Annotated in this window: 19 protein-coding genes; 12 read left to right on the top strand and 7 right to left on the bottom strand. The window is 67.2% G+C overall.

Translation table 11 applies throughout. From position 1 onward, the window contains the following. Positions 1-27: 27 nt before the first annotated feature. Complete coding sequence (locus LKD76_RS29200) at positions 28-2,202, top strand: S9 family peptidase (RefSeq protein ID WP_227984597.1); 2,175 nt, start codon at positions 28-30, stop codon at positions 2,200-2,202. 30 nt (positions 2,203-2,232) lie between these two features. Here the strand turns inward: LKD76_RS29200 and LKD76_RS29195 are convergent, their stop codons facing one another. Next, the gene (locus tag LKD76_RS29195; RefSeq protein ID WP_227984596.1) at positions 2,233-2,529 is read right to left on the bottom strand and encodes a hypothetical protein; all 297 of its coding nucleotides are present in this window, start codon (positions 2,527-2,529) and stop codon (positions 2,233-2,235) included. A gap of 125 nt (positions 2,530-2,654) precedes the next feature. Here LKD76_RS29195 and LKD76_RS29190 point away from each other — a divergent pair, with 125 nt between their 5' ends. Then, entirely contained in the window at positions 2,655-3,374 is a 720-nt protein-coding gene (locus LKD76_RS29190; RefSeq protein WP_227984595.1) for a DUF2334 domain-containing protein, read from the top strand. Positions 3,375-3,407: 33 nt separating this feature from the next. Here the strand turns inward: LKD76_RS29190 and gad are convergent, their stop codons facing one another. Further along, the gene (gene gad, locus LKD76_RS29185) at positions 3,408-4,886 is read right to left on the bottom strand and encodes a glutamate decarboxylase (protein ID WP_227984594.1); all 1,479 of its coding nucleotides are present in this window, start codon (positions 4,884-4,886) and stop codon (positions 3,408-3,410) included. 168 nt (positions 4,887-5,054) lie between these two features. On the opposite strand from gad, the gene gadC reads away from it, so the two are divergent. Genes gadC through LKD76_RS29170 form a run of 3 tightly spaced genes read left to right on the top strand, consistent with a single transcriptional unit; the run spans position 5,055 to position 8,328 of the window. Next, positions 5,055-6,485, top strand: a complete 1,431-nt coding sequence (gadC, locus tag LKD76_RS29180) for a glutamate/gamma-aminobutyrate antiporter GadC (RefSeq protein WP_227984593.1) — start codon at positions 5,055-5,057, stop codon at positions 6,483-6,485. Continuing rightward, positions 6,482-6,943, top strand: a complete 462-nt coding sequence (locus LKD76_RS29175) for a hypothetical protein (RefSeq protein WP_227984592.1) — start codon at positions 6,482-6,484, stop codon at positions 6,941-6,943. The genes gadC and LKD76_RS29175 overlap by 4 nt, the downstream gene beginning before the upstream one ends. A gap of 14 nt (positions 6,944-6,957) precedes the next feature. Then, entirely contained in the window at positions 6,958-8,328 is a 1,371-nt protein-coding gene (locus LKD76_RS29170; RefSeq protein ID WP_227984591.1) for a dipeptidase, read from the top strand. A gap of 3 nt (positions 8,329-8,331) precedes the next feature. On the opposite strand, the gene LKD76_RS29165 is transcribed toward LKD76_RS29170, so the two are convergent. Beyond that, positions 8,332-8,976 carry an MBL fold metallo-hydrolase gene (locus LKD76_RS29165; protein ID WP_227984590.1) on the bottom strand — a complete coding sequence of 215 codons (645 nt, stop codon included), beginning with the start codon at positions 8,974-8,976 and terminating at the stop codon, positions 8,332-8,334. A gap of 104 nt (positions 8,977-9,080) precedes the next feature. Here LKD76_RS29165 and purS point away from each other — a divergent pair, with 104 nt between their 5' ends. Both purS and purQ read left to right on the top strand, forming a co-directional pair. Beyond that, positions 9,081-9,317, top strand: a complete 237-nt coding sequence (gene purS, locus LKD76_RS29160) for a phosphoribosylformylglycinamidine synthase subunit PurS (protein WP_227984589.1) — start codon at positions 9,081-9,083, stop codon at positions 9,315-9,317. Continuing rightward, a complete protein-coding gene (gene purQ / locus LKD76_RS29155) occupies positions 9,314-9,997 on the top strand; it encodes a phosphoribosylformylglycinamidine synthase subunit PurQ (protein ID WP_227984588.1) in 684 nt (227 codons plus the stop codon). Before purS ends, purQ begins: the two co-directional genes overlap by 4 nt. A gap of 24 nt (positions 9,998-10,021) precedes the next feature. On the opposite strand, the gene LKD76_RS29150 is transcribed toward purQ, so the two are convergent. Then, positions 10,022-10,405 (bottom strand): type 1 periplasmic-binding domain-containing protein, encoded by a 384-nt coding sequence (locus LKD76_RS29150; RefSeq protein ID WP_227984587.1) that lies wholly within the window; start codon positions 10,403-10,405, stop codon positions 10,022-10,024. Next, complete coding sequence (locus LKD76_RS29145) at positions 10,402-10,806, bottom strand: ABC transporter substrate-binding protein (protein WP_227984586.1); 405 nt, start codon at positions 10,804-10,806, stop codon at positions 10,402-10,404. Before LKD76_RS29145 ends, LKD76_RS29150 begins: the two co-directional genes overlap by 4 nt. A 45-nt stretch (positions 10,807-10,851) precedes the next feature. Between LKD76_RS29145 and LKD76_RS29140 the strand changes: the two genes are divergently transcribed. Beyond that, positions 10,852-11,286 (top strand): MarR family winged helix-turn-helix transcriptional regulator, encoded by a 435-nt coding sequence (locus tag LKD76_RS29140; protein ID WP_227984585.1) that lies wholly within the window; start codon positions 10,852-10,854, stop codon positions 11,284-11,286. A gap of 47 nt (positions 11,287-11,333) precedes the next feature. After that, complete coding sequence (locus LKD76_RS29135) at positions 11,334-12,632, top strand: M18 family aminopeptidase (RefSeq protein ID WP_227984584.1); 1,299 nt, start codon at positions 11,334-11,336, stop codon at positions 12,630-12,632. Here LKD76_RS29135 and LKD76_RS29130 read toward each other — a convergent pair. Beyond that, complete coding sequence (locus LKD76_RS29130) at positions 12,581-13,900, bottom strand: glycosyltransferase 87 family protein (protein WP_227984583.1); 1,320 nt, start codon at positions 13,898-13,900, stop codon at positions 12,581-12,583. The genes LKD76_RS29135 and LKD76_RS29130 overlap by 52 nt on opposite strands. Positions 13,901-14,059: 159 nt before the next feature. Here LKD76_RS29130 and purL point away from each other — a divergent pair, with 159 nt between their 5' ends. Further along, the gene (purL, locus tag LKD76_RS29125; RefSeq protein WP_227984582.1) at positions 14,060-16,354 is read left to right on the top strand and encodes a phosphoribosylformylglycinamidine synthase subunit PurL; all 2,295 of its coding nucleotides are present in this window, start codon (positions 14,060-14,062) and stop codon (positions 16,352-16,354) included. Positions 16,355-16,388: 34 nt separating this feature from the next. On the opposite strand, the gene LKD76_RS29120 is transcribed toward purL, so the two are convergent. Continuing rightward, complete coding sequence (locus LKD76_RS29120) at positions 16,389-16,670, bottom strand: YiaA/YiaB family inner membrane protein (protein ID WP_227984581.1); 282 nt, start codon at positions 16,668-16,670, stop codon at positions 16,389-16,391. 140 nt (positions 16,671-16,810) lie between these two features. Between LKD76_RS29120 and LKD76_RS29115 the strand changes: the two genes are divergently transcribed. Both LKD76_RS29115 and LKD76_RS29110 read left to right on the top strand, forming a co-directional pair. After that, positions 16,811-18,568 (top strand): alpha/beta hydrolase, encoded by a 1,758-nt coding sequence (locus LKD76_RS29115; RefSeq protein WP_227984580.1) that lies wholly within the window; start codon positions 16,811-16,813, stop codon positions 18,566-18,568. Then, positions 18,568-19,194, top strand: coding sequence for a CPBP family intramembrane glutamic endopeptidase (locus LKD76_RS29110; RefSeq protein ID WP_227984579.1), 627 nt, complete (start codon positions 18,568-18,570; stop codon positions 19,192-19,194). The genes LKD76_RS29115 and LKD76_RS29110 overlap by 1 nt, the downstream gene beginning before the upstream one ends. Positions 19,195-19,229: the final 35 nt, after the last annotated feature.

Raw genomic sequence — 19,229 nt, 5'->3', positions numbered from 1 at the left:
CCGGGCCTCGCGATTACGGTGGTCCCCATGGCTCTCGACAGTGGTACCGGAACCATTCAGAACGCCGGCGACACCGCAGCGGCGGTGACCCCGCCGATCGCCAAGAAGATCCCGTCCGAACGCACCCATCACGGTGACACCTTCGCCGATCCCTACGAGTGGTTGCGCGATAAGGACGATCCCGAGGTCATCGCCCATCTGGAGGCGGAGAACGCCTACACCGACGCCCAGACCGCCCATCTGGCACCACTGCGCGGTCGTATCTTCGACGAGATCAAATCCCGGACCCAGGAGACCGATCTGTCGGTGCCGGCACGGCTCGGCGACTACTGGTACTACTCACGCAGCTTCGAGGGCAAGCAGTACGGCGTGCACTGCCGCTGTCCGATCGCCGATCGCGACGACTGGACCCCGCCGCAGCTCGACGTCGATGTCGAGATCCAGGGCGAGGAGATCCTGCTCGACAGCAATGTGCTGGCCCACGGCCACGACTTCTTCGCTCTGGGCGCGTACTCGATATCCCACGACGGCACCCTGCTGGCCTATTCCACCGATACCGTCGGCGACGAGCGCTACATCCTGCGGTTCAAGGATCTGCGCACCGGTGAACTGCTCGGTGACGAGATTCCGGGCACCGCGCCGGGCGCGACCTGGTCATTGGACGGTACCCACGTCTTCTATCAGACCGTCGACGAATCCTGGCGGCCCGATACCGTGTGGCGGCATCGTCTGGGCACCGCGCAGTCCGAAGACGTGACGGTATTCCATGAGCCCGATGAGCGGTACTGGGTCAGCATCGGGGCCACCCGGTCCGAGAAGTACCTGATGATCTGGGTGGGCTCGAAGATCACCAGCGAGGGCTGGCTGCTCGAATCCGATGATCCCGAGGGTGAGTTCCGGGTGCTGCTGCCGCGTCGCGAGGGTGTGGAGTACTCGGCCGAACACGCGGTCATCGGCGGTCGCGATCGTCTGCTGATCCTGCACAACGATGTCGTCGACGGCGTGAAGGCCGAGAACTTCGTCCTCGCCGAGGCGCCGGTGGACGCGCCCGCCGAGATGACGATGCTCATCCCGCATCGCGACGATGTGCGGCTCGAGGACATCGACTGCTTCCGCGATCACCTGGTGCTGTCGTATCGTCGCGAGGCGCTGCCGCGAGTCGCGGTGTGGCCGTTGACCTCCGACGGCTACGGCGAACTGCGCGAGCTGGATTTCGGACTGGAGTTGTTCTCCGCGGGGGTGGGATCGAATCCAGAATGGGCACAGCCGACCCTGCGGTTGGGCGTGACCTCTTTCATCACCCCGATGCAGGTCTTCGACTATGTGCCGGCGACCGGTGAGCTGATGCTGCGCAAGCAGCAGCAGGTCCTGGGTGGCTACGACCCCGACGAGTATGTGCAGCACCGCGATTGGGCGGTCGCCGCGGACGGCACCCGGATTCCGATCTCGGTGGTCCGCCGTCGTGACAGCGAGGGCGCGGATCCGAAACCGTTGCTGCTCTACGGATACGGCTCCTACGAGGCGAGTATCGATCCGGGTTTCTCGGTTTCACGGTTGTCGCTGCTGGATCGCGGAATGGTCTTCGCGGTCGCCCACGTGCGGGGCGGCGGTGAGATGGGCCGGCTGTGGTACGAGCACGGCAAGACGCTCACCAAGAAGAACACCTTCACCGACTTCGTCTCCTGCGCACGGCATCTCGTCGATACCGGTGTCACCGAACCGCGGGTGATGGTCGCCGACGGAGGCAGTGCCGGTGGTCTGCTGATGGGTGCGGTGGCCAATCTGGCGCCCGAACTGTTCGCGGGCATTCTCGCCAACGTGCCGTTCGTGGATCCGCTCACCTCGATCCTCGATCCGTCGCTGCCGCTGACGGTCATCGAATGGGACGAGTGGGGCAACCCGCTGGAGGATCCACAGGTCTACGCGTATATGAAGTCCTACTCGCCGTACGAGAACGTCGAGGCGAAGGAGTATCCGGCGATTCTGGCCATCACCAGCCTCAACGACACCCGCGTGCTGTACGTCGAGCCGGCGAAATGGGTTGCCGCGCTGCGGGCCACGAAGACCGGTGACTCCCAGCTCATGCTGAAGACCGAGATGAGCGCCGGGCACGGCGGTGTCAGCGGCCGGTACGAGAAGTGGAAGGAAGTCGCCTTCGAATACGCCTGGGTCCTCGACACCGTCGGTCTCGGCGAGCGCTGAGGCGGGTGTGCTGCGCGCTCCCGGCGGGTTCTACGCCAGGCCGCAGTGCGCGATATTGTCCAGCAGGTACCGGCGGTCACGCTGGCGGGCGGCGTCGTTACCGCGATAGGCGTTGTGCTGGTCCATGATTCGGGTATAGGTGTCGGCGATCTGGTCCGGGGTGGCGCCCGGATTCGTCTGCCGCACCTTGTCGACGAACTCCTTGGTGGTCGCACACTGCTCGTCCTGGGTGTAGATCGGCGGCGGAGCGCCCGGATCGGCGTGCGCCGAGCCCGGTGCGGCGATCATCAGCGGTACCGCGAGTGCGGTCAGGAGGGCTGCTTTCATCGGGCCGATCCTATGGCCCTCGCGGCGGGGCCGGAAGCTCGTTCCGGTCGGTATGCGGCCGGGAATTCGTCGGGGCGTCACTTCGGCTGCACGGGGGCGACACCTGCGGAGCTCACAGTGGAGCCATGAGCGGCAACGACCGGGGGTGCGGGCAGCTGATCGTCTCGGTGTCGGGTATTCGCGACACCACACTGGCGCAGGCGCGCGCCTTCGCCGCGGCGATGGACAGCCGCGGTGTGCGGCTGTCGCTGCTGGTGGCGCCGCGGCTGAAGGGGAAGTATCGGCTGGTCGACGATGCCGGCACCCAGCGCTGGTTGCGGGATCGCCGCGAGGGCGGCGACGCCATCGTGCTGCACGGTTACGACCAGGCCGCGACCAAGCGCCGACGGGCCGAATTCGCCACCCTGCCCGGCCACGAGGCGCGGCTGCGGCTCACCGCCGCCGATCGGGTGATGGAGCAGATCGGATTGCGGACCCGGTTGTTCGCCGCGCCGCGCTGGACGGCCTCCGAGGGCGCGATCGCCGCCCTGCCCGAGGTCGGCTTCCGTCTGGCGCTGAGCCTGACCGCCATCCACGACCTGGAACGTGATGTGGCACAACGATGCTGGGTGCACGGTGTCGGTGAGGGCTTCCGCGCCGAACCCTGGTGGTGTCACGCCCTGGTGATGAGCGCGGCCCGGATCGCCCGTCGCGGCGGCACACTGCGGCTCGCGGTCTCGGCGGCGCAACTGTCGCGGCCGGGACCGCATCAGGCCATGCTCGACGCGGTCGATCTGGCGCTGTTCCACGAGGCGGTGCCCGAGGTGTACCGCTGGCAGCCGCTCACCCTGCCGCGTGCGGCCTGAACGCATCGGCGCGTGCGGCCACGAGTTCCGGAATCAGTGGCCGTCCTCGCCCGGTGCCTGTCGTAGATCGAGTGCGGTCGCGATCGCCTCGTCCGATACCGCCGCGGTCGCATCGTGGGTGAATCCACCCGCGTCCCGGCGGGTGAGCGAGACCGACAGCGGGTGTTTGCGCAGCTGATCGATGCCGCGGTGGATATCGGCCAGGAGTAGATCGGCCATATCGTGGGTGAAACCGTGCCGGATCACCGCCCGCATGATCGTCTCGTCCTGCCGGTTCGCCGGCAGGGGATAGGCCGCGATCAGCCAGCCCCGCGAGCGCAGCCGTTCGGACAGGTCGTAGAGATTGAAGCCGGGATCCTCGCGCAACCGCCACGACACCGCGCTGATCCCGCGTTCGGGGGAGCTGTCGTGGATCATGTCGAACAGTCCGGTGGCGGTCAGGCCCCGGGCCAGATGTTCGCCGACCCGGTAGATCGCCGATTGCAGGCGGGTGTAGCCGGTGCGGCCCAGCCGGATGAAGTCGTAGTACTGGGTGATCGCCTGGCCGCCCGGCCGGGAGAAATTGAGATTGAAGGTGGCCATGCTGCCGCCCAGATAGTCGACATCGAAGATCAGTTCCGCCGGCAGGTCGTCGTGGTCGCGCCAGATCGCCCAGCCGCTGCCCAACGGCGCCAGACCGGTTTTGTGTCCGGAGGCGTTGATCGACTTCACTCGTGGTAGTCGGAAGTCCCACACCAGATCCGGCGCGGTGAACGGTGCCAGGAATCCGCCGCTGGCGGCATCGACGTGCAGTGGGATGTCCGATCCGGTCGTGGACTGGATATCGTCGAGGGCCGCGCTGATCGCGGCGATGTCCTCGAACAGGCCGGTGAAGGTCTGGCCCATGGTCGCGACCACCATCATGGTGTTCGAATCACAGTGCGCCGCAATATCGTCCGGATGCAGGGTGTAGCGGTCGCCGCGCAAGGGCACCTGCCGGATCTCCACGTCGAAGTAGCGGGCGAACTTCTCCCAGCACACCTGGACCGGTCCGCAGACGAAATTGGGAATGCCCTGCCCGCCCTGTTTGCGCCAGCGCGTCTTGGCGGCCAGACCGCCGAGCATGGCGGCCTCGCTGGAGCCGGTGGTGGAGGTGCCGTGCGCGGATTCGGGGTCGGGTGCGTGCCACAGATCGGCGACCATGCGCACACAGCGGCGCTCGACCTCGGCGGTCTGTGGATACTCGTCCTTGTCGACGATGTTCTTCGCCACGCTCTGAGCCATCAGCCGCTCGGCGAACTCGTCGATCCAGGTGGTGCAGAAGGTAGCCAGATTCATGCGCGAGACGCCGTCGAGCATCAGCTCGTCGTGCACGATCTGATAGGCCTCCTGTGGCATCATCTCGCGCTGGGGGAAGGTGTGTTTGGGCGCGCCGCGATCCAGGTCGGGCATCGCGAACAGGTCGTCGGACTCCGATGATGCGGCCATCTCGTCCTCTCCGGTGGTTCCGATCGTGGTCGAGTCGTACTCCATGATGCCCGCAGAGATTGCGGAAAGTTAACGAACGGCGGGATGGGCATCGATAATTCTGCCAATTTACGGCTCTGTAGTGGCAGAGTGTTCCTGCGGCGGCGTCGCTGTGATCATTTGCTCTACCGGTGAAATTCGAGTCGTCGGGCCTGCGTGACTGGAGGAGCGGTAATGACGAATGCGGTGGCGACCGCCGAGAAACCCATGGTCACCAGGTACATCTCCTGGGTGACGCTGGCCTTGATGACCACCAGTTCGGTGGCCAGTCTCCGGTCCGCGCCGACGATGGCGGTCTACGGCCTGGCCTGCGTATTCCTCTATGTCGTTCCGGCTCTGCTGTTCCTGCTGCCCACGGCCTTCGTGTCCGCGGAGCTGGCCTCCGGCTGGGAGGGCGGGGTCTACAACTGGGTCGGCGACGGATTGTCCAAGCCGCTGGGCTTTCTCGCGGTGTGGTGCCAGTTCGCGATGACGATCTTCTACTACCCGAGCCTGCTGGCCTACGTCGCCAGCACGTTCGCCTACATCATCGATCCGTCGCTGGCGGCCAACGGCGTCTATGTCGCGATCGTCATCATAGTCATCTACTGGGCGGGGGTATTCGTCTCCGCGCAGGGCACGAAAACCGTTGCGGGACTGTCGAGTATGGGACTGGTCATCGGGACGCTGGTGCCCGGTGCGCTACTGGTCGTGCTGGGCGTCGTCTTTCTCGCCCAGGGCAATCCGTCGGCCGCGCCCATGGATACCGGTCATCTGCTGCCGCAGTGGACCGGTGTGGCCAGTCTGGTGCTGATCGTCAACAACTTCCTGTCCTATGCCGGAATGGAGATGAACGCGGTCCACGTCTCGTCGTTGCGGAATCCGGCCCGGGAGTATCCGCGGGCGATGGTGCTGGCCGTCGCGCTGGTCCTGGCGATCTTCATCATTCCCGCGGTGGTGATCAGCTGGGTGGTGCCCGCGCAGAGCCTGAGCCTGACCGCCGGTGTGATGCAGGCCTTCGACGGATTCTTCAACTACTTCGGAATCGGTTTCCTCACACCGATTCTCGGCATCATGCTGGTCGCCGCGGCGCTGGGCGGCATGTTGACCTGGCTGGCCGGGCCGTCGAAGGGCCTGCTGCTGATCGGCCGGTCTGAAGGCTATCTGCCACCCGTGCTGACCCGCGTCAACAAACACGGTGTGCAGCAGAACATGCTGGTGGCCCAGGGTATCTTCACGACCCTGCTGGCGCTGCTCTACGCATTCATCCCGAACGTGTCCAGCGCCTACTGGATTCTGTCGGTGATCACCACCCAGGTCTATCTGATCATGTACGTGCTGATGTTCGCCGCGGCCGCCCGGTTGCGCCGCAGACAGCCGGACCATCCGCGCGGCTATCGGGCGCCGGGGCTGATCGCACTGTGCGGCTTGGGTAGTGCCGCGTCGGTGGCGGCCTTCCTCATCGGCTTCGTCCCGCCTTCGCAGTACGGCAGCGGGGGAGCGTGGAGTTACATCGTGATCATCGGCGCGGGCATGGGCGTCGTCGGTCTGCTGATTCCCTATCTGTTCCTGCGGTTCCGCCGGCCCGGCTGGAAGATCGAGGTCCCGGCGGAGGCGCTGTCGTGACCGGCCCGGCCGGCTCGCATCCGGCGGAAACCGCTGAGCAGACACGTAATCGGCGGATCGTGAACGTGACCGTCGCGGCGGTGCTGGTGGCGCTGGCGATCGTCGGGCTGCTGGTGTTCGAGCAGAAACGCGACGACGCGCACGCGGCGGAACCGGCGCATCGCCTGCACGAGCGACTGGTCGCGGCGGGGCTGCCCGCACCCGATCCGGACCGGATCGCCGATACGCTCGGTGACGACGGTGGATTGATCTGCTCGGATCCGTCGTCACCGCTGATCGCGGCCCGGTATCGGGATGCGATCGCCACCGGCGCCGGTGGGCCCGGTATTCGCCCGGTGATCGTCGATCGCGATGTGGTGGCGGCGACCGAACTCGCGGTCGACACCTACTGTCCGGACCGCCTGCCCACCTACCTCGAGCAGGTTGCGAAACTGAAACTCGGCGATACCACCAAGTGAGAGGCCGGTGTGCGATGACCGACGAAGCGCGGACCACCGCCCTGCGGGAGCAGGTGCGCTCGCTCATGCCGCAGGCGAAAACGGATCTGGCCCAGCTTGTCTCGTATCGTTCGGTAGCCGATGCCCGGCAGTTCCCGCCGCAGGAGTGTCATCGGGCCGCGCAGTGGGTGGCGGAGGCGTTCACCGAGCTGGGCCTGTCCGATGCGGCGCTGCACGAAACCCCCGACGGCAGTAAGGCGGTCGTGGCCCGGTACCCGGCTCCCGCGGGTGCGCCCACAGTACTGCTGTACTGCCATTACGATGTGCAGCCGCCCCTCGACGACGCGGCCTGGCATACCCCGGTGTGGGAGCTCACGGAACGGGACGGCCGGTGGTACGGACGTGGTGCGGCGGACTGCAAGGGCAATATCGTCACCCATCTGACGGCCCTGCGGGCATTGCGGAACACGGTGGGCGGCAAGGACTATCCGGTGGGGATCACGCTCGTGGCCGAGGGCTCGGAGGAACAGGGCACCGGAGGGCTGGAGGCCTTCGTGCCCGGACATGCGGACCTGCTGCGCGCCGACGCGCTGCTGATCGCGGACTGCGGCAACTTCGCCGTCGGCGTGCCGACCTTCACCCAGACCTTGCGCGGTAACGTGAATGTCCTCGTCACCGTCGAAACGCTCTCCGGCCCACTGCATTCGGGCATGTTCGGCGGTGCGGCGCCCGATGCCGTGGCCGCGCTGATCCAGCTGCTCGCCACCGTGCGTGACGAGGCCGGCAACACCACCATCGCCGGGTTGGCGGCCGATCAGGTGTGGGACGGAGCGCAGTATCCGGTCGACCGGTTCCGCGCCGACGCCGGTGTGCTCGACGGTGTCGAGCTGCTGGGTGGTGGCACCGTCTCCGATATGCTCTGGGCCCGGCCCGCGCTGACCGTGCTCGGCATCGACGTGCCGCCCGTGGTCGGCTCGGCGGCGGCGATCCAGCCCAGCGCCCGGGCCCGGCTGAATCTCCGTATCCCGCCCGGTACCGACCCCGGCGCCGCGCTGAAAGCCCTGACCGCACACCTGGAATCGCGGGCGCCGTGGGGCGCCCGGGTGCGGATCGACACAGAGGCCACCGGGTCGCCGTTCCGCTCCGGTACCGGTGGTCCCGCGCGTGCGGCGATGGACGCCGCCTTCGCCGCCGCCTACGGCAGGCCGACCACCACCCAGGGACAGGGTGGCTCGATTCCGCTGTGCAATGTCTTCGCCGACACCTACCCCGACGCCGAGATCATGCTGATCGGCGTCGAGGAACCGAAGTGCCTGATCCACGCGCCCAACGAGAGTGTGGATCCCGGCGAAATCGAACGGATGGCTTTGACGGAGGCGTTGTTCCTGGCCTCCTATGCGGGGTGAACCTCAGAACTGCGCGTGATCCTCGGGTTCGATGAGCGCGAATTCGGTATCGGCCGGGCGCATTTCGGACAACCGGCCGAAATAGATGCCCTGTGCCTCCGGTGCGAGGATGCCGTAGTGGATGGGGATGGCGGTACGCGGTGACACCGCGCGCAGATAATCCACCGCCTCGCTGATCTTCATCCAGGGCGCCGCCGCGGGCACGGCCAGTACGCCCACCGGTACCGGCGGCACCCACAGCGAATCGCCGGGGTGCACGAACTGTGCCGGATCCTCGGCGCTGCCGAGCTGAAAGACGGTGTTGTCGATGACCGGCAGTTCGGGGTGGATGACCGCGTGCCGTCCGCCGCCGCCGGTGATCTGCAGATCGCCGATGTTCACGATGTTGCCGGCGTGCACCGCCTCCCACGATTCGCCGCGTTGCTGGGCGGTCTGCGGATCGCTGAGCAGCCGGGCGTTCGGGTTGGCGTCGACCAGCGCCTCGATCCGGTTCGGATCGATGTGATCGGGATGCTGATGGGTGACGGCGATCGCGTCGAGTCCGGTGATGCCCTCGAATCCGTGCGAGAAGGTGCCCGGATCGAACAGGATCTTCGTGCCGTTCATTTCGACGAGAACGCAGGAGTGACCGAAGTGGGCGATGCGCATGTACCCACGCTAGCGCTCCACCCTCGGCCCGGCCCGGCGCGGCACCCGCGAGCAGCGCCGATTAAGCTGTTGCGGTAATCCCCCACCAGCTTGAGGAGCAACGCGTGGCACGAGTTGTGGTCGAGGTGATGCCGAAGGCCGAGATCCTGGATCCGCAGGGTCAGGCCATCGTCGGCGCGCTCGGACGCCTGGGTTTCCCGGGTGTGTCGGATGTGCGGCAGGGCAAGCGGTTCGAACTCGATATCGACGAGAGCGTCAGCGATGCGGAACTCGAGAAGATCGCCGAGGGCCTGCTCGCCAATACGGTGATCGAGGACTGGAAAGTGGTGCGGCTGCCGTGACCAGCACTGCGCGTATCGGTGTCATCACCTTCCCGGGCACGCTCGACGATGTCGATGCGGCGCGTGCGGTCCGCCTGGCCGGTGCCGAGGCCGTGAGCCTGTGGCATGCCGATGCCGACCTCAAGGGCGTCGACGCGGTGATCGTGCCGGGCGGGTTCTCCTACGGTGACTATCTGCGGGCCGGCGCCATCGCGCGGTTCGCGCCGGTGATGGGCAAGGTCGTCGAGGCCGCCGGTAAGGGTATGCCGGTACTGGGGATCTGCAACGGCTTCCAGGTGCTGTGCGAGGCCGGGTTGCTGCCCGGCGCGCTGACCCGCAACGAGGGTCTGCACTTCGTCTGCCGCGATCAGTGGCTGCGGGTGGAATCCACCGCGACGGTGTGGTCCTCGCGCTACGACGCGGACGCGCAGATCCTGATCCCGGTCAAGAACGCGGAGGGCCGCTATCAGGCCTCGGAGCAGGTGCTCGACGAGTTGGAGGGTGAGGGCCGGGTGGTGTTCCGCTACGCGGGCGACAACCCGAACGGCTCGCAGCGTGGAATCGCGGGTATCGCCTCGGCCGACGGCCGCGTCGTCGGCCTGATGCCGCATCCCGAGCACGCCACCGAACCGCTGACCGGCCCGAGTGACGACGGACTGGGGATATTCCTGTCGGTGCTCGACAGCCTCGTCACCGCCTGACCGGTGGGAGTCCGGCATCGCCGGTCAGAAGAGGGTATCGATGATCCGCAGGTCCACGCCCTCGGCCCGAGCGATCAGGCTGGGTGGCCGGACCGCGTGATTGTCGCGGTACATCCGTCCACCCGAGGGCGTCTCCAGCAGTAGTCCGTCGTGCAGCGCGCCGCGGATACGCGGCACCTCCAGCGAGCCGACCGCATGTGCCATCGCGCGCAGCGTGTGCAGGGCCTCGTAGGCGGTGTTGCCGAAGTAGGTGAGCTTCGGGGCGAACCTGCCGTGCAGGCCGTGGTAGCGCTCGAACCGGCCGGAATCGGCCCCGACGTCGGGAAACAGGCTCGACGCCACATACACGTTCGTATTGGCGGCGGGCCCGGCGGCCAGCAGGAGTTGTTCGTCGATGACCGGGCTCACCCCAGGATGTGGCCGCTGGGGGCCTCGCCGATCATCACCACCTCGGCCGGTTCGTTCGGCAACTCCTCGTACACGTTGGCGAACAGATACGGGACCCGGCCCGCGGTGACCTGGGCGACGGCCTGGCGGACCGCCGAGATGTGCCATCCGGTGATGGCGTCGATCAGGCCGGTCGCCAGCAGCGCCGAGACCTCGTCGGCGACCGCGGCGGGGCTGCGGCCGCCGTCGAGTGTGGTGACCCGGACTTCCCGGCCCAGAATTCCGGTGCCGCTGTTGATTTCTTTCGCGGCCAGGGAAATCGCGGCTTCACAGGACGGCGCGACAATTCCCGCCGGCCCCTGTAGCGGCACGATATTCAGGACCTCTACCACGTCGTCCGGGCTCTCGTCGAAGGAGAACATTCGGTACCCTTCTTCGTATCCGAGCGAAATGATGGGGCGCAGAATATGTCGACCATGGTAAGCGGCGTCGCCACGCTGCACGGGGCGCTGCGGGCTGCGGAACGCGGTTGGCTGCGTCATCTCGACGCCGCGTTGTGCGCCCGGCAGTTGACCGCCGACCAGTGGGCGATGCTCTCGAATCTGTCCGACCGTTCCGGCATCACGATGAGTGAGCTGGCGGTTCGCGCCCAGCTCGCGCCCTCCTCGGCCACCCGTCATGCCGATGCCCTGGCCGAGCGCGGCCTGATCTTTCGCATCGCCGCCGAGGACGATCGCCGGCGCATTCTCATCGGTCTGACCCATCGCGGGACGGATCTGGTGGATTCCGTGCGTGAGCAGGAAGCGCTCGCCGAAGAGGAATTGCGTAAACGAATCGGCGCGCGAAATCACGCGGAATTGCTGCGTTTGCTCGAGCTGATGATCGAGACTCAGTCCGACTGACGCGCACGTGAAATGCGGCATTTCCGGCAGCGGTTAGGATCGCCGGTATGTCCGTCTCCACCACCGCGACGGCGTCCGGGTTGTGCGCCTTCGTCGACGCCTCGCCGTCCCCCTTTCACGTATGCCGCACCGTCGCAGCCGAATTGGCCGAGCACGGTTTCACCGAACTGCCGGAGGCGCGGCCGTGGACCGGTGGTGACGCGACGGGCCGCTACTTCGTCATCCGCGGGGGCTCGCTGGTGGCCTGGGTGGGTGCGGATACCGATCCCGCCGGTGCGTTCCGGGTGGTCGGCGCGCATACCGACAGCCCGAATCTGCGGGTCAAACAGCATCCCGATCTGGCCGTCGCGGGGTGGCAGCTGGTCGGTCTGGAACCCTACGGCGGCGCGTGGCTCAATTCCTGGCTCGATCGGGACCTGGGAATTTCGGGCCGGCTCACCGTCCGGGAGGGCAACGGGCTCGGGGAGCGGCTGGTGCGGATCGACGATCCGCTGCTGCGGGTGCCGCAGCTGGCCATCCATCTATCCGAGGATCGGCGTGGGGTCAGCCTTGATCCACAGCGTCATGTGAACGGGATCTGGGGCCTGGGGGAGCGGCCGCGATCCTTCCTGGCACACATCGCCGAACAGGCGCGGGTGGAGGTCGACGATGTGCTCGGCTGGGAGCTGATGACCCACGATCTGGAGCCGAGCCGGCTGGTCGGCCGTGACCGCGATCTGGTGAGTGCGCCGCGGCTGGACAATCAGGCCACCTGCTACGCCGGGCTGCGGGCATTCCTCACCGCGGTCGAGCACGGCGGCGACGTCACTCCGGTGCTGGCGATGTTCGATCACGAAGAGGTCGGCAGCCAGTCCGATCGCGGCGCGCAGTCGGATTTGCTGCCCGCGACCCTGGAACGGATCGTGCTGGCCCGTGGCGGCGGCCGCGCGGATTATCTGGCGGCACTGGCCGGTTCGGTGTGCGCCTCCGGCGATATGGCCCATGCCACCCACCCGAACTATCCCGATCGGCACGAGCCCTCCCACCGCATCGAGGTCGGCGGCGGACCGGTGCTGAAGGTGAATCAGAATCTGCGCTATGCCACCGACGCAGTGGGCGCCGGAGCCTTCGCACTGGCCTGCGCGCAGGCCGGGGTGCCGCTGCAGCGATACGTGCACCGCGCGGATCTGCCGTGCGGATCGACCATCGGCCCGATGACGGCGGCGCGCACCGGTATGCCGACCGTCGACGTGGGTGCGCCGCAGCTGGCGATGCACTCCGCGCGCGAACTGATGGGCGCCGCCGACGTGGCCTCCTACGCGGCGGCGCTGGCGGCCTTCCTGATCCCCGCCGCGGCCGGCCGGTAGGCGATCGCCGCGATCACCAGCGCGGCGAACGTCACCAGCACATAGCTGCTGCCGATGATCTGCTCCCACCACGACCAGCCGAGTTCGCGATCGGCGTTGTGCGGGAGCACCCACTGCGGGCCGACCATGAACATCACCGTGATCGCGGCGGTGAGGGCGATCCACAGGCGTCGTCGGCGCGCGGCCCGTCCGGGCGGGGCGCCGGGGGCGTCCGCCGTCGGCATCCGGGCGATCTGATCACCGGCGACCAGCAGAGCGGGCGCGATCCACACCCAGTGATGTGACCACGACACCGGGGACACCAGCAGTACCGCGGCCGAGTTCACCAGCAGCGCGGACACGTTGTGGCCGTTGTCGAGGAGTCGTTTCATCCAGAGGGCGGCCAATCCGATCGCGATGAGCGACAACACGATCCAGATGGTCGTCGCGGCCGGATCGGAGACGCCGAGGCGGAACGCGAAACCCTTGAGGGACTGATTTCCCGCGAACTGCGGCGGGCCGATGCGGCCGGTGTCGACCAGCGTGTGGAACCAGTATTCGATCGAATCATGCGGGAACAGCAGGAAACCCACCGCGATCGCGCCGATGGCCGATCCGATCAGGGTCAGGCAGGCCCGCCAATCCTTGCGCAACAGGAAGTACAGCAGGTAGCCGGCGGGAATCAGTTTCACCGACACGGTGATGCCGATCAGCATGCCGCGCGGCCACGGAGGCTTACGCACCAGCGCGTCCAGCGCCACCGCGGCCATCAGGACCATATTGATCTGACCGAAGTTGTAGGTCTGGCGCACCGGCTCGGACAGGCCGAGGACAGCGAGCGCGCCGAGCAGCAGGATCAGCCGGGTGGATCGATCCATGGAGGGCCGGATCCGAGTCAGCACCAGCCACAGCGTGACGGCCAGGCTCGCCATCGAGGTGAGCAGGACCAGCCATTCGGCCGCGCCCAGCGGCATCAGCGCCAGTGGTGCGAAGAACAGCGCCGCGAGCGGCGGATAGGTGAAGGGCAGGCCGATACCCAGCACCTTCGGCATCGGCCCGTACAGGTCACCGCCGTCGATCCAGGTGCGTGCGCCGTTGCGGTAGACCTGCAGATCGATATAGCCGTGCCAGATGTGGGCGACGACGGACACGATCGCCGAGACGACGAACAGGGCGATCGCGATCATCAGCAACCGCCGCTGCCGGGTCGTCAACGCTCCGGCCGAGCGCCCGGATGGCGTGGTCACGGGCAATTCGTCCGGATCGGCGACCCTGGATCGATCGTTCACCGGCTCAGCGTACCGGGGAACGGGTGCTGCCTGGTCGGGGTGGGTTTGGCACCGATTAGACTGTGCTGGACTGCCCACCCGCCAGCATTGTGTCTCACACTCCAGCGCCGGAGCTCGTAGCTGCACGTTTGCCCGGCCGAAAGGACCTTGGTACCCACCGTGACTGTCCACGTCGACACCGTCAGCGCCGCCGCAGCCACCCCGGATACCCCGCAGCCATATAAGGAGCTGGGTCTCAAGGACGACGAATACGCCCGTATCCGAGACATTCTCGGCCGCCGTCCCACCGATGCCGAACTCGCGATGTACTCGGTCATGTGGAGCGAACACTGCTCCTACAAGTCCTCCAAGGTGCATCTGCGCTACTTCGGGCAGACCACGACCGACGAGATGCGCGCTTCCATGCTGGCCGGTATCGGTGAGAACGCGGGCGTGGTGGACATCGGTGACGGCTGGGCGGTCACCTTCAAGGTGGAAAGCCACAATCACCCGTCCTACGTCGAGCCGTATCAGGGTGCGGCCACCGGCGTCGGCGGCATCGTGCGCGACATCATGGCGATGGGCGCGCGTCCGATCGCGGTGATGGATCAGCTGCGCTTCGGTGCGGCCGACCACCCCGACACCCGTCGCGTGGTCGACGGTGTCGTGCGCGGCGTCGGCGGCTACGGCAACTCCCTCGGTCTGCCCAATGTCGGCGGCGAGACCGTCTTCGATCCGTCTTACCAGGGAAATCCGCTGGTCAACGCGCTGTGTGCGGGCGTGATGCGGGTGGAGGATCTGCATCTGGCCTTCGCGTCGGGCACCGGCAACAAGATCGTGCTCTTCGGTGCGCGCACCGGACTCGACGGCATCGGCGGTGTCTCCGTCCTGGCCTCGGACACCTTCTCCGGTGACGAATCCGGTTCCGGCCGTAAGAAGTTGCCGAGTGTGCAGGTCGGTGATCCCTTCGCCGAGAAGGTGCTGATCGAGTGCTGTCTCGAGCTGTACCACGCCGGCCTGGTGGTCGGCATCCAGGATCTCGGCGGTGCCGGATTGTCCTGTGCCACCTCGGAACTGGCGGCCGCCGGCGACGGCGGTATGCGCGTCGATCTGGACCGGGTGCCGCTGCGCGCGGCGAATATGACGCCCGCGGAGATCCTTTCCAGCGAATCGCAGGAACGGATGTGCGCCGTGGTGACGCCGGAGAACGTCGAGGCGTTCATGGCCGTCTGCCACAAGTGGGATGTACTGGCCACCGTGATCGGTGAGGTCACCGACGGCGACCGGCTGGTCGTGAAGTGGCACGGCGAAACCGTCGTGGACGTCCCGCCGCGCACCGTCGCCCACGAAGGCCCGGTCTACGAGCGTCCCGTGCAGCGTCCCGAGGAGCAGGACGCGCTGGTCGCCGACACCACCGCCGCCCTGGACCGGCCGAAGTCCGGTGACGAACTGCGCGCGACCCTGCTCAGGCTCCTCGCCAGCCCGCAGCTGTGCAGTCGCAAGTGGATCGTCGAGCAGTACGACCGCTACGTGCGGGGCAATACCGTGCTGGCCGAGCACGCCGATGCCGGTGTGATCCGCATCGACGAGGAGTCCGGCCGCGGTATCGCCCTGGCCACCGATGCCTCGGGCCGCTACACCAAACTCGACCCCTACACCGGCGCGCAGCTGGCCCTGGCCGAGGCCTTCCGCAATGTGGCCAGCACCGGCGCCACCCCGAAGGCCGTCACCAACTGCCTGAACTTCGGCTCCCCCGAGGATCCGGGTGTGATGTGGCAGTTCCAGCAAGCCGTGCGCGGCCTCGCGGACGGCTGTGTGGCCCTGGGCATTCCGGTCACCGGCGGTAACGTCAGCTTCTACAACCAGACCGGGCAGACCGCGATCCTGCCGACCCCGGTCGTCGGTGTGCTCGGCGTGATCGACGATGTGCACCGCCGCATCCCGACCGGCCTGGGCAGTGAACCCGGTGAGACGCTGATCCTGCTCGGCGAGACCCGTGACGAATTCGACGGCTCCATCTGGTCGCAGGTCGTGCACGATCACCTGGGTGGTGTCCCGCCGCGGGTCGACTTCGCGCGCGAACAGCTGCTGGCCGAGGTGCTGACCGCCGGTTCCCGCGACGGAATGATCAGCGCCGCACACGATCTCAGCGAGGGCGGATTGATCCAGGCGGTGGTGGAGGCGGCGCTGTCGGGTGAAACCGGTTGCCGCATCCTACTTCCCTCGGGGGACGACCCGTTCGTCACCTTGTTCTCCGAGTCGGCGGGCCGCGTTCTGGTCGCGGTCCCGCGTTCGGAGGAGACCCGCTTCACCAAGATGTGCACCGCCCGCGAACTGCCGTGGGTGCGCATCGGCGTGGTGGATCAGGGCTCGGATTCGGTCGAGGTGCAGGGCCAGTTCTCGATCACCATGGACGAGCTGCGCGCCACCTACGAGGCCACGCTGCCCGGACTGTTCGGCGCCACCGCGGAGTGAGCCGGCGGGCCGCACCTATCGGGGTGCGGCCCATTCACACCCGGAACGGGTCGTGTTCGGCCATCAACTTCTCGACCCGGGCGTCATCGATGCGCTGGTGCACCCGCGTCGATTCGAACTGATCGCGGATCACCTTGGCCAGGGTGAAGGCGCTGGAGACCATGAACAGCGTCGTCATCAACAGGAATCCGCGCTGCCAGATGTCCAGCGGCAGATAGATGATGCCGATGGTGGCGGCGGCGAAGCTGACGCCGAAGGCGATCGCGGCCTGGGCGAGGAAGGCGGGGCTGCTCTTCTGCTGGGTGGGAGTGCTCATGCCATCGAGTGTGCGGGTGCGGGGCGGTCCCGATCGCGCGTAGAACTACTCGAGTAGACCGGGTATTTCCCGTCGTGGAGTTGTCAGTCTCACGCGCGCAGCTCCGGCGATTTAGGATCGCGGACCGCCATACTTGTCGAGTGCTCGATACCGCCGAGACCCTCACAACGTTGCGCACGCGCAGCGTTGTCGTCTACCGGCGGTGGCTGACGGTACTGCACCGCATCGAGAACGACATCATCGCGCTCAACTACGTGGGACTGGTCAGCGCCACCGTCTTCTTCGCCTGGTCGGTGACGCCGTCGCTGCTACCGCGCGACTGGTTGTTCCAGGGCCTGATCAGTGGTCTCAACGCCGCGATCGGCTACGGCGTGGGCTGCCTGCTGGAATGGGGCTTCCGCACGCTGATCCGTCCGCGTCTGCGTTTCCGCACACCGTCGCTGCGGATCCGCTACGCGGTGAAGGTGACGATCCTGGTGATCTGCGTTCTCACCGCGCTCTACATGCTCGTGCTCTCGGCCGACTGGCAGCGCCAGATCTACGACCTCATGGATATGGAGGGCACCACCCGGGCGGCCTATCTGCGTACCGGCGCACTGAGTTCGGCGGTCGCCGCACTCGTGGTCGCCATCTACCGCACCGTGCGGTGGATCGTGCAGTTGTTCGCGCGGCTGCTGAGCCGATGGGTGCGGGTGCCGCCGCAACTGGCGCCCAGCGCGGGTGCGATCGTGCTCGCACTGGTGGCCGTCCTGTTGTTCAACGGCGTACTCTCCCAAGCGTTTTTCACGGTCGCCAACTCCGCGTTCAGTGTGCGCAACGACAAGATGACGCCGTACGCGGTGCAGCCGATGGACCCCGAACGCTCCGGTAGTCCGGAGTCCCTGGCGAAATGGGACACGCTGGGATCGGAAGGCCGCTGGTTCGTCTCGAACGGACCCGACGCTTTCCGGATCGGCGCGGTGACCGGACATCCGGCGCGCGAACCGATTCGGATCTACGCCGGTCTCGGTTCCGCGACCGAGGACCGCACCCAGGAACAACTGGCGGTCGACGAATTGCAGCGCACGCATGCCTTCGATCGCAAGGTGCTGGTGATCGTCACGACCACGGGGACCGGCTGGGTGAACTCCACGACCGCCGGTGCGATCGAGTACATGTACGGCGGCGACACCGCGATCGTGGCCTCACAGTATTCGTATCTGCCCAGTGTGCTGTCGTTCCTCGCCGACCGGGAGAAGGTCGCGGCGGCGGGGAAGAAGATGTTCGACGCCGTCTACGCGGCCTGGTCGGCTCGCCCGCCGCAGTCGCGGCCGAAACTGCTGGTCTACGGGGAGAGTCTGGGTTCGCAGGGTTCGGAGGCGGCATTCGACGGCCTGGCCGATCTGCGCACCGAGGTCGACGGTGCGCTGTGGGTCGGGCCGCCGAATTCCAATCGGCTGTGGACGCAGTTCGTGCAGCGGCGCGATCCGGGAACTCGCGAGGTGGAACCGATCTACGCCGACGGGCTGGTGGTGCGCTTCGCCTCCGATGCGCCGGATCTGAACAAACCGTCACCGGAATGGCGCCGGCCACGCATCGCCTATCTGCAGCACGCCTCCGATCCCATCGTGTGGTGGTCGCCGGATCTGATCTTCTCCCAACCGGATTGGTTGTCGGAGCGGCGCGGCGCCGATGTATCCACGCAGATGCGCTGGTGGCCGCTGGTCACCTTCTGGCAGGTGGCCGCGGATCTGACCAATGCCCAGGGCGTCAGCGACGGACACGGCCACAACTACGGAACCCTGGTCCTCGACGGCTGGGCCGCGGTTCTGCCGCCCCCCGACTGGACCCCGGAGCTCCAGGAGAGGATCCGCACTCAGCTGGAACTGTCGGAGGCGTTCGAACGCGTGGTGAAGTGATGCGCGCGCTATCCGCCGCGGGAACCGCGCTGGTGTGGAGCACTGTGGTGTTGCCGCGGTCGGGGCTCGGCAAACGCGGGCGCACGGTGGCCAACGTCGCCTTCGCGACTGCCTATGCGACCGTGTTCGGCGGTCGGCCGAACTGGATGTGCGCGCGTGGAGTGCGATGGGGTGCGGCGTCTTTCGGTGCGATCGTCGCGATCACCGCGGCGGCCGTGGCCGTTCCGGCGTTCCGTGACCGGATGGACGGGCTCGCCGAGCGCGACCCGGAGGTGGGCACCGTCGAATGGGTCGCGATCCACATTCCGCTGGGCACCGCCTACAGCGAGGAACTGATCTTCCGGGGCACGCTGGATCCACTCCTCCAGACGGCTGTGGGGCCGGCGGGGAAGTGGTGCGGCGCACTGTTTTTCGGTCTCTGGCATATATCTCCCGCGCGGGCGGCGGGCGACAGTGTGCCGGCCACGATCGCCGCCACCGCCGCCGGCGGCCTCGTGTTCTCCTGGCTGCGCCGCCGCGCGGACAGCGCCACGGCACCCGCCCTCGCCCATCTGGCCCTCAACGCCTGCGGTGTCGTCGCGCCGCGAGTAGCCCGCGCACTGGACAATCGGACCCGACGTCGGTAGGGCGGCCGACAGACCGTCGCGTCCTGACTCCTGAC

Origin of the sequence: Nocardia spumae (assembly GCF_020733635.1) — a bacterium.
In the GTDB taxonomy this organism is placed as follows: domain Bacteria; phylum Actinomycetota; class Actinomycetes; order Mycobacteriales; family Mycobacteriaceae; genus Nocardia; species Nocardia spumae.
The sequence above is the reverse complement of the archived record's forward strand: the minus strand, read 5'-3'. Positions and strand labels throughout refer to the sequence as shown.

What these genes read in the sequence shown, in the direction of transcription:
- LKD76_RS29170 (WP_227984591.1), top strand. Translation starts at nt 6,958, where the DNA reads ATGACCGACGAAGCGCGGACCACCGCCCTGCGGGAGCAGGTGCGCTCG.
- gadC (WP_227984593.1), top strand. Translation starts at nt 5,055, where the DNA reads ATGACGAATGCGGTGGCGACCGCCGAGAAACCCATGGTCACCAGGTAC.
- LKD76_RS29165 (WP_227984590.1), bottom strand. Translation starts at nt 8,976, where the DNA reads ATGCGCATCGCCCACTTCGGTCACTCCTGCGTTCTCGTCGAAATGAAC.
- gad (WP_227984594.1), bottom strand. Translation starts at nt 4,886, where the DNA reads ATGGAGTACGACTCGACCACGATCGGAACCACCGGAGAGGACGAGATG.
- LKD76_RS29145 (WP_227984586.1), bottom strand. Translation starts at nt 10,806, where the DNA reads ATGTTCTCCTTCGACGAGAGCCCGGACGACGTGGTAGAGGTCCTGAAT.
- LKD76_RS29200 (WP_227984597.1), top strand. Translation starts at nt 28, where the DNA reads ATGGCTCTCGACAGTGGTACCGGAACCATTCAGAACGCCGGCGACACC.
- LKD76_RS29190 (WP_227984595.1), top strand. Translation starts at nt 2,655, where the DNA reads ATGAGCGGCAACGACCGGGGGTGCGGGCAGCTGATCGTCTCGGTGTCG.
- LKD76_RS29120 (WP_227984581.1), bottom strand. Translation starts at nt 16,670, where the DNA reads ATGAGCACTCCCACCCAGCAGAAGAGCAGCCCCGCCTTCCTCGCCCAG.
- LKD76_RS29135 (WP_227984584.1), top strand. Translation starts at nt 11,334, where the DNA reads ATGTCCGTCTCCACCACCGCGACGGCGTCCGGGTTGTGCGCCTTCGTC.
- LKD76_RS29140 (WP_227984585.1), top strand. Translation starts at nt 10,852, where the DNA reads ATGTCGACCATGGTAAGCGGCGTCGCCACGCTGCACGGGGCGCTGCGG.
- LKD76_RS29110 (WP_227984579.1), top strand. Translation starts at nt 18,568, where the DNA reads ATGCGCGCGCTATCCGCCGCGGGAACCGCGCTGGTGTGGAGCACTGTG.
- LKD76_RS29195 (WP_227984596.1), bottom strand. Translation starts at nt 2,529, where the DNA reads ATGAAAGCAGCCCTCCTGACCGCACTCGCGGTACCGCTGATGATCGCC.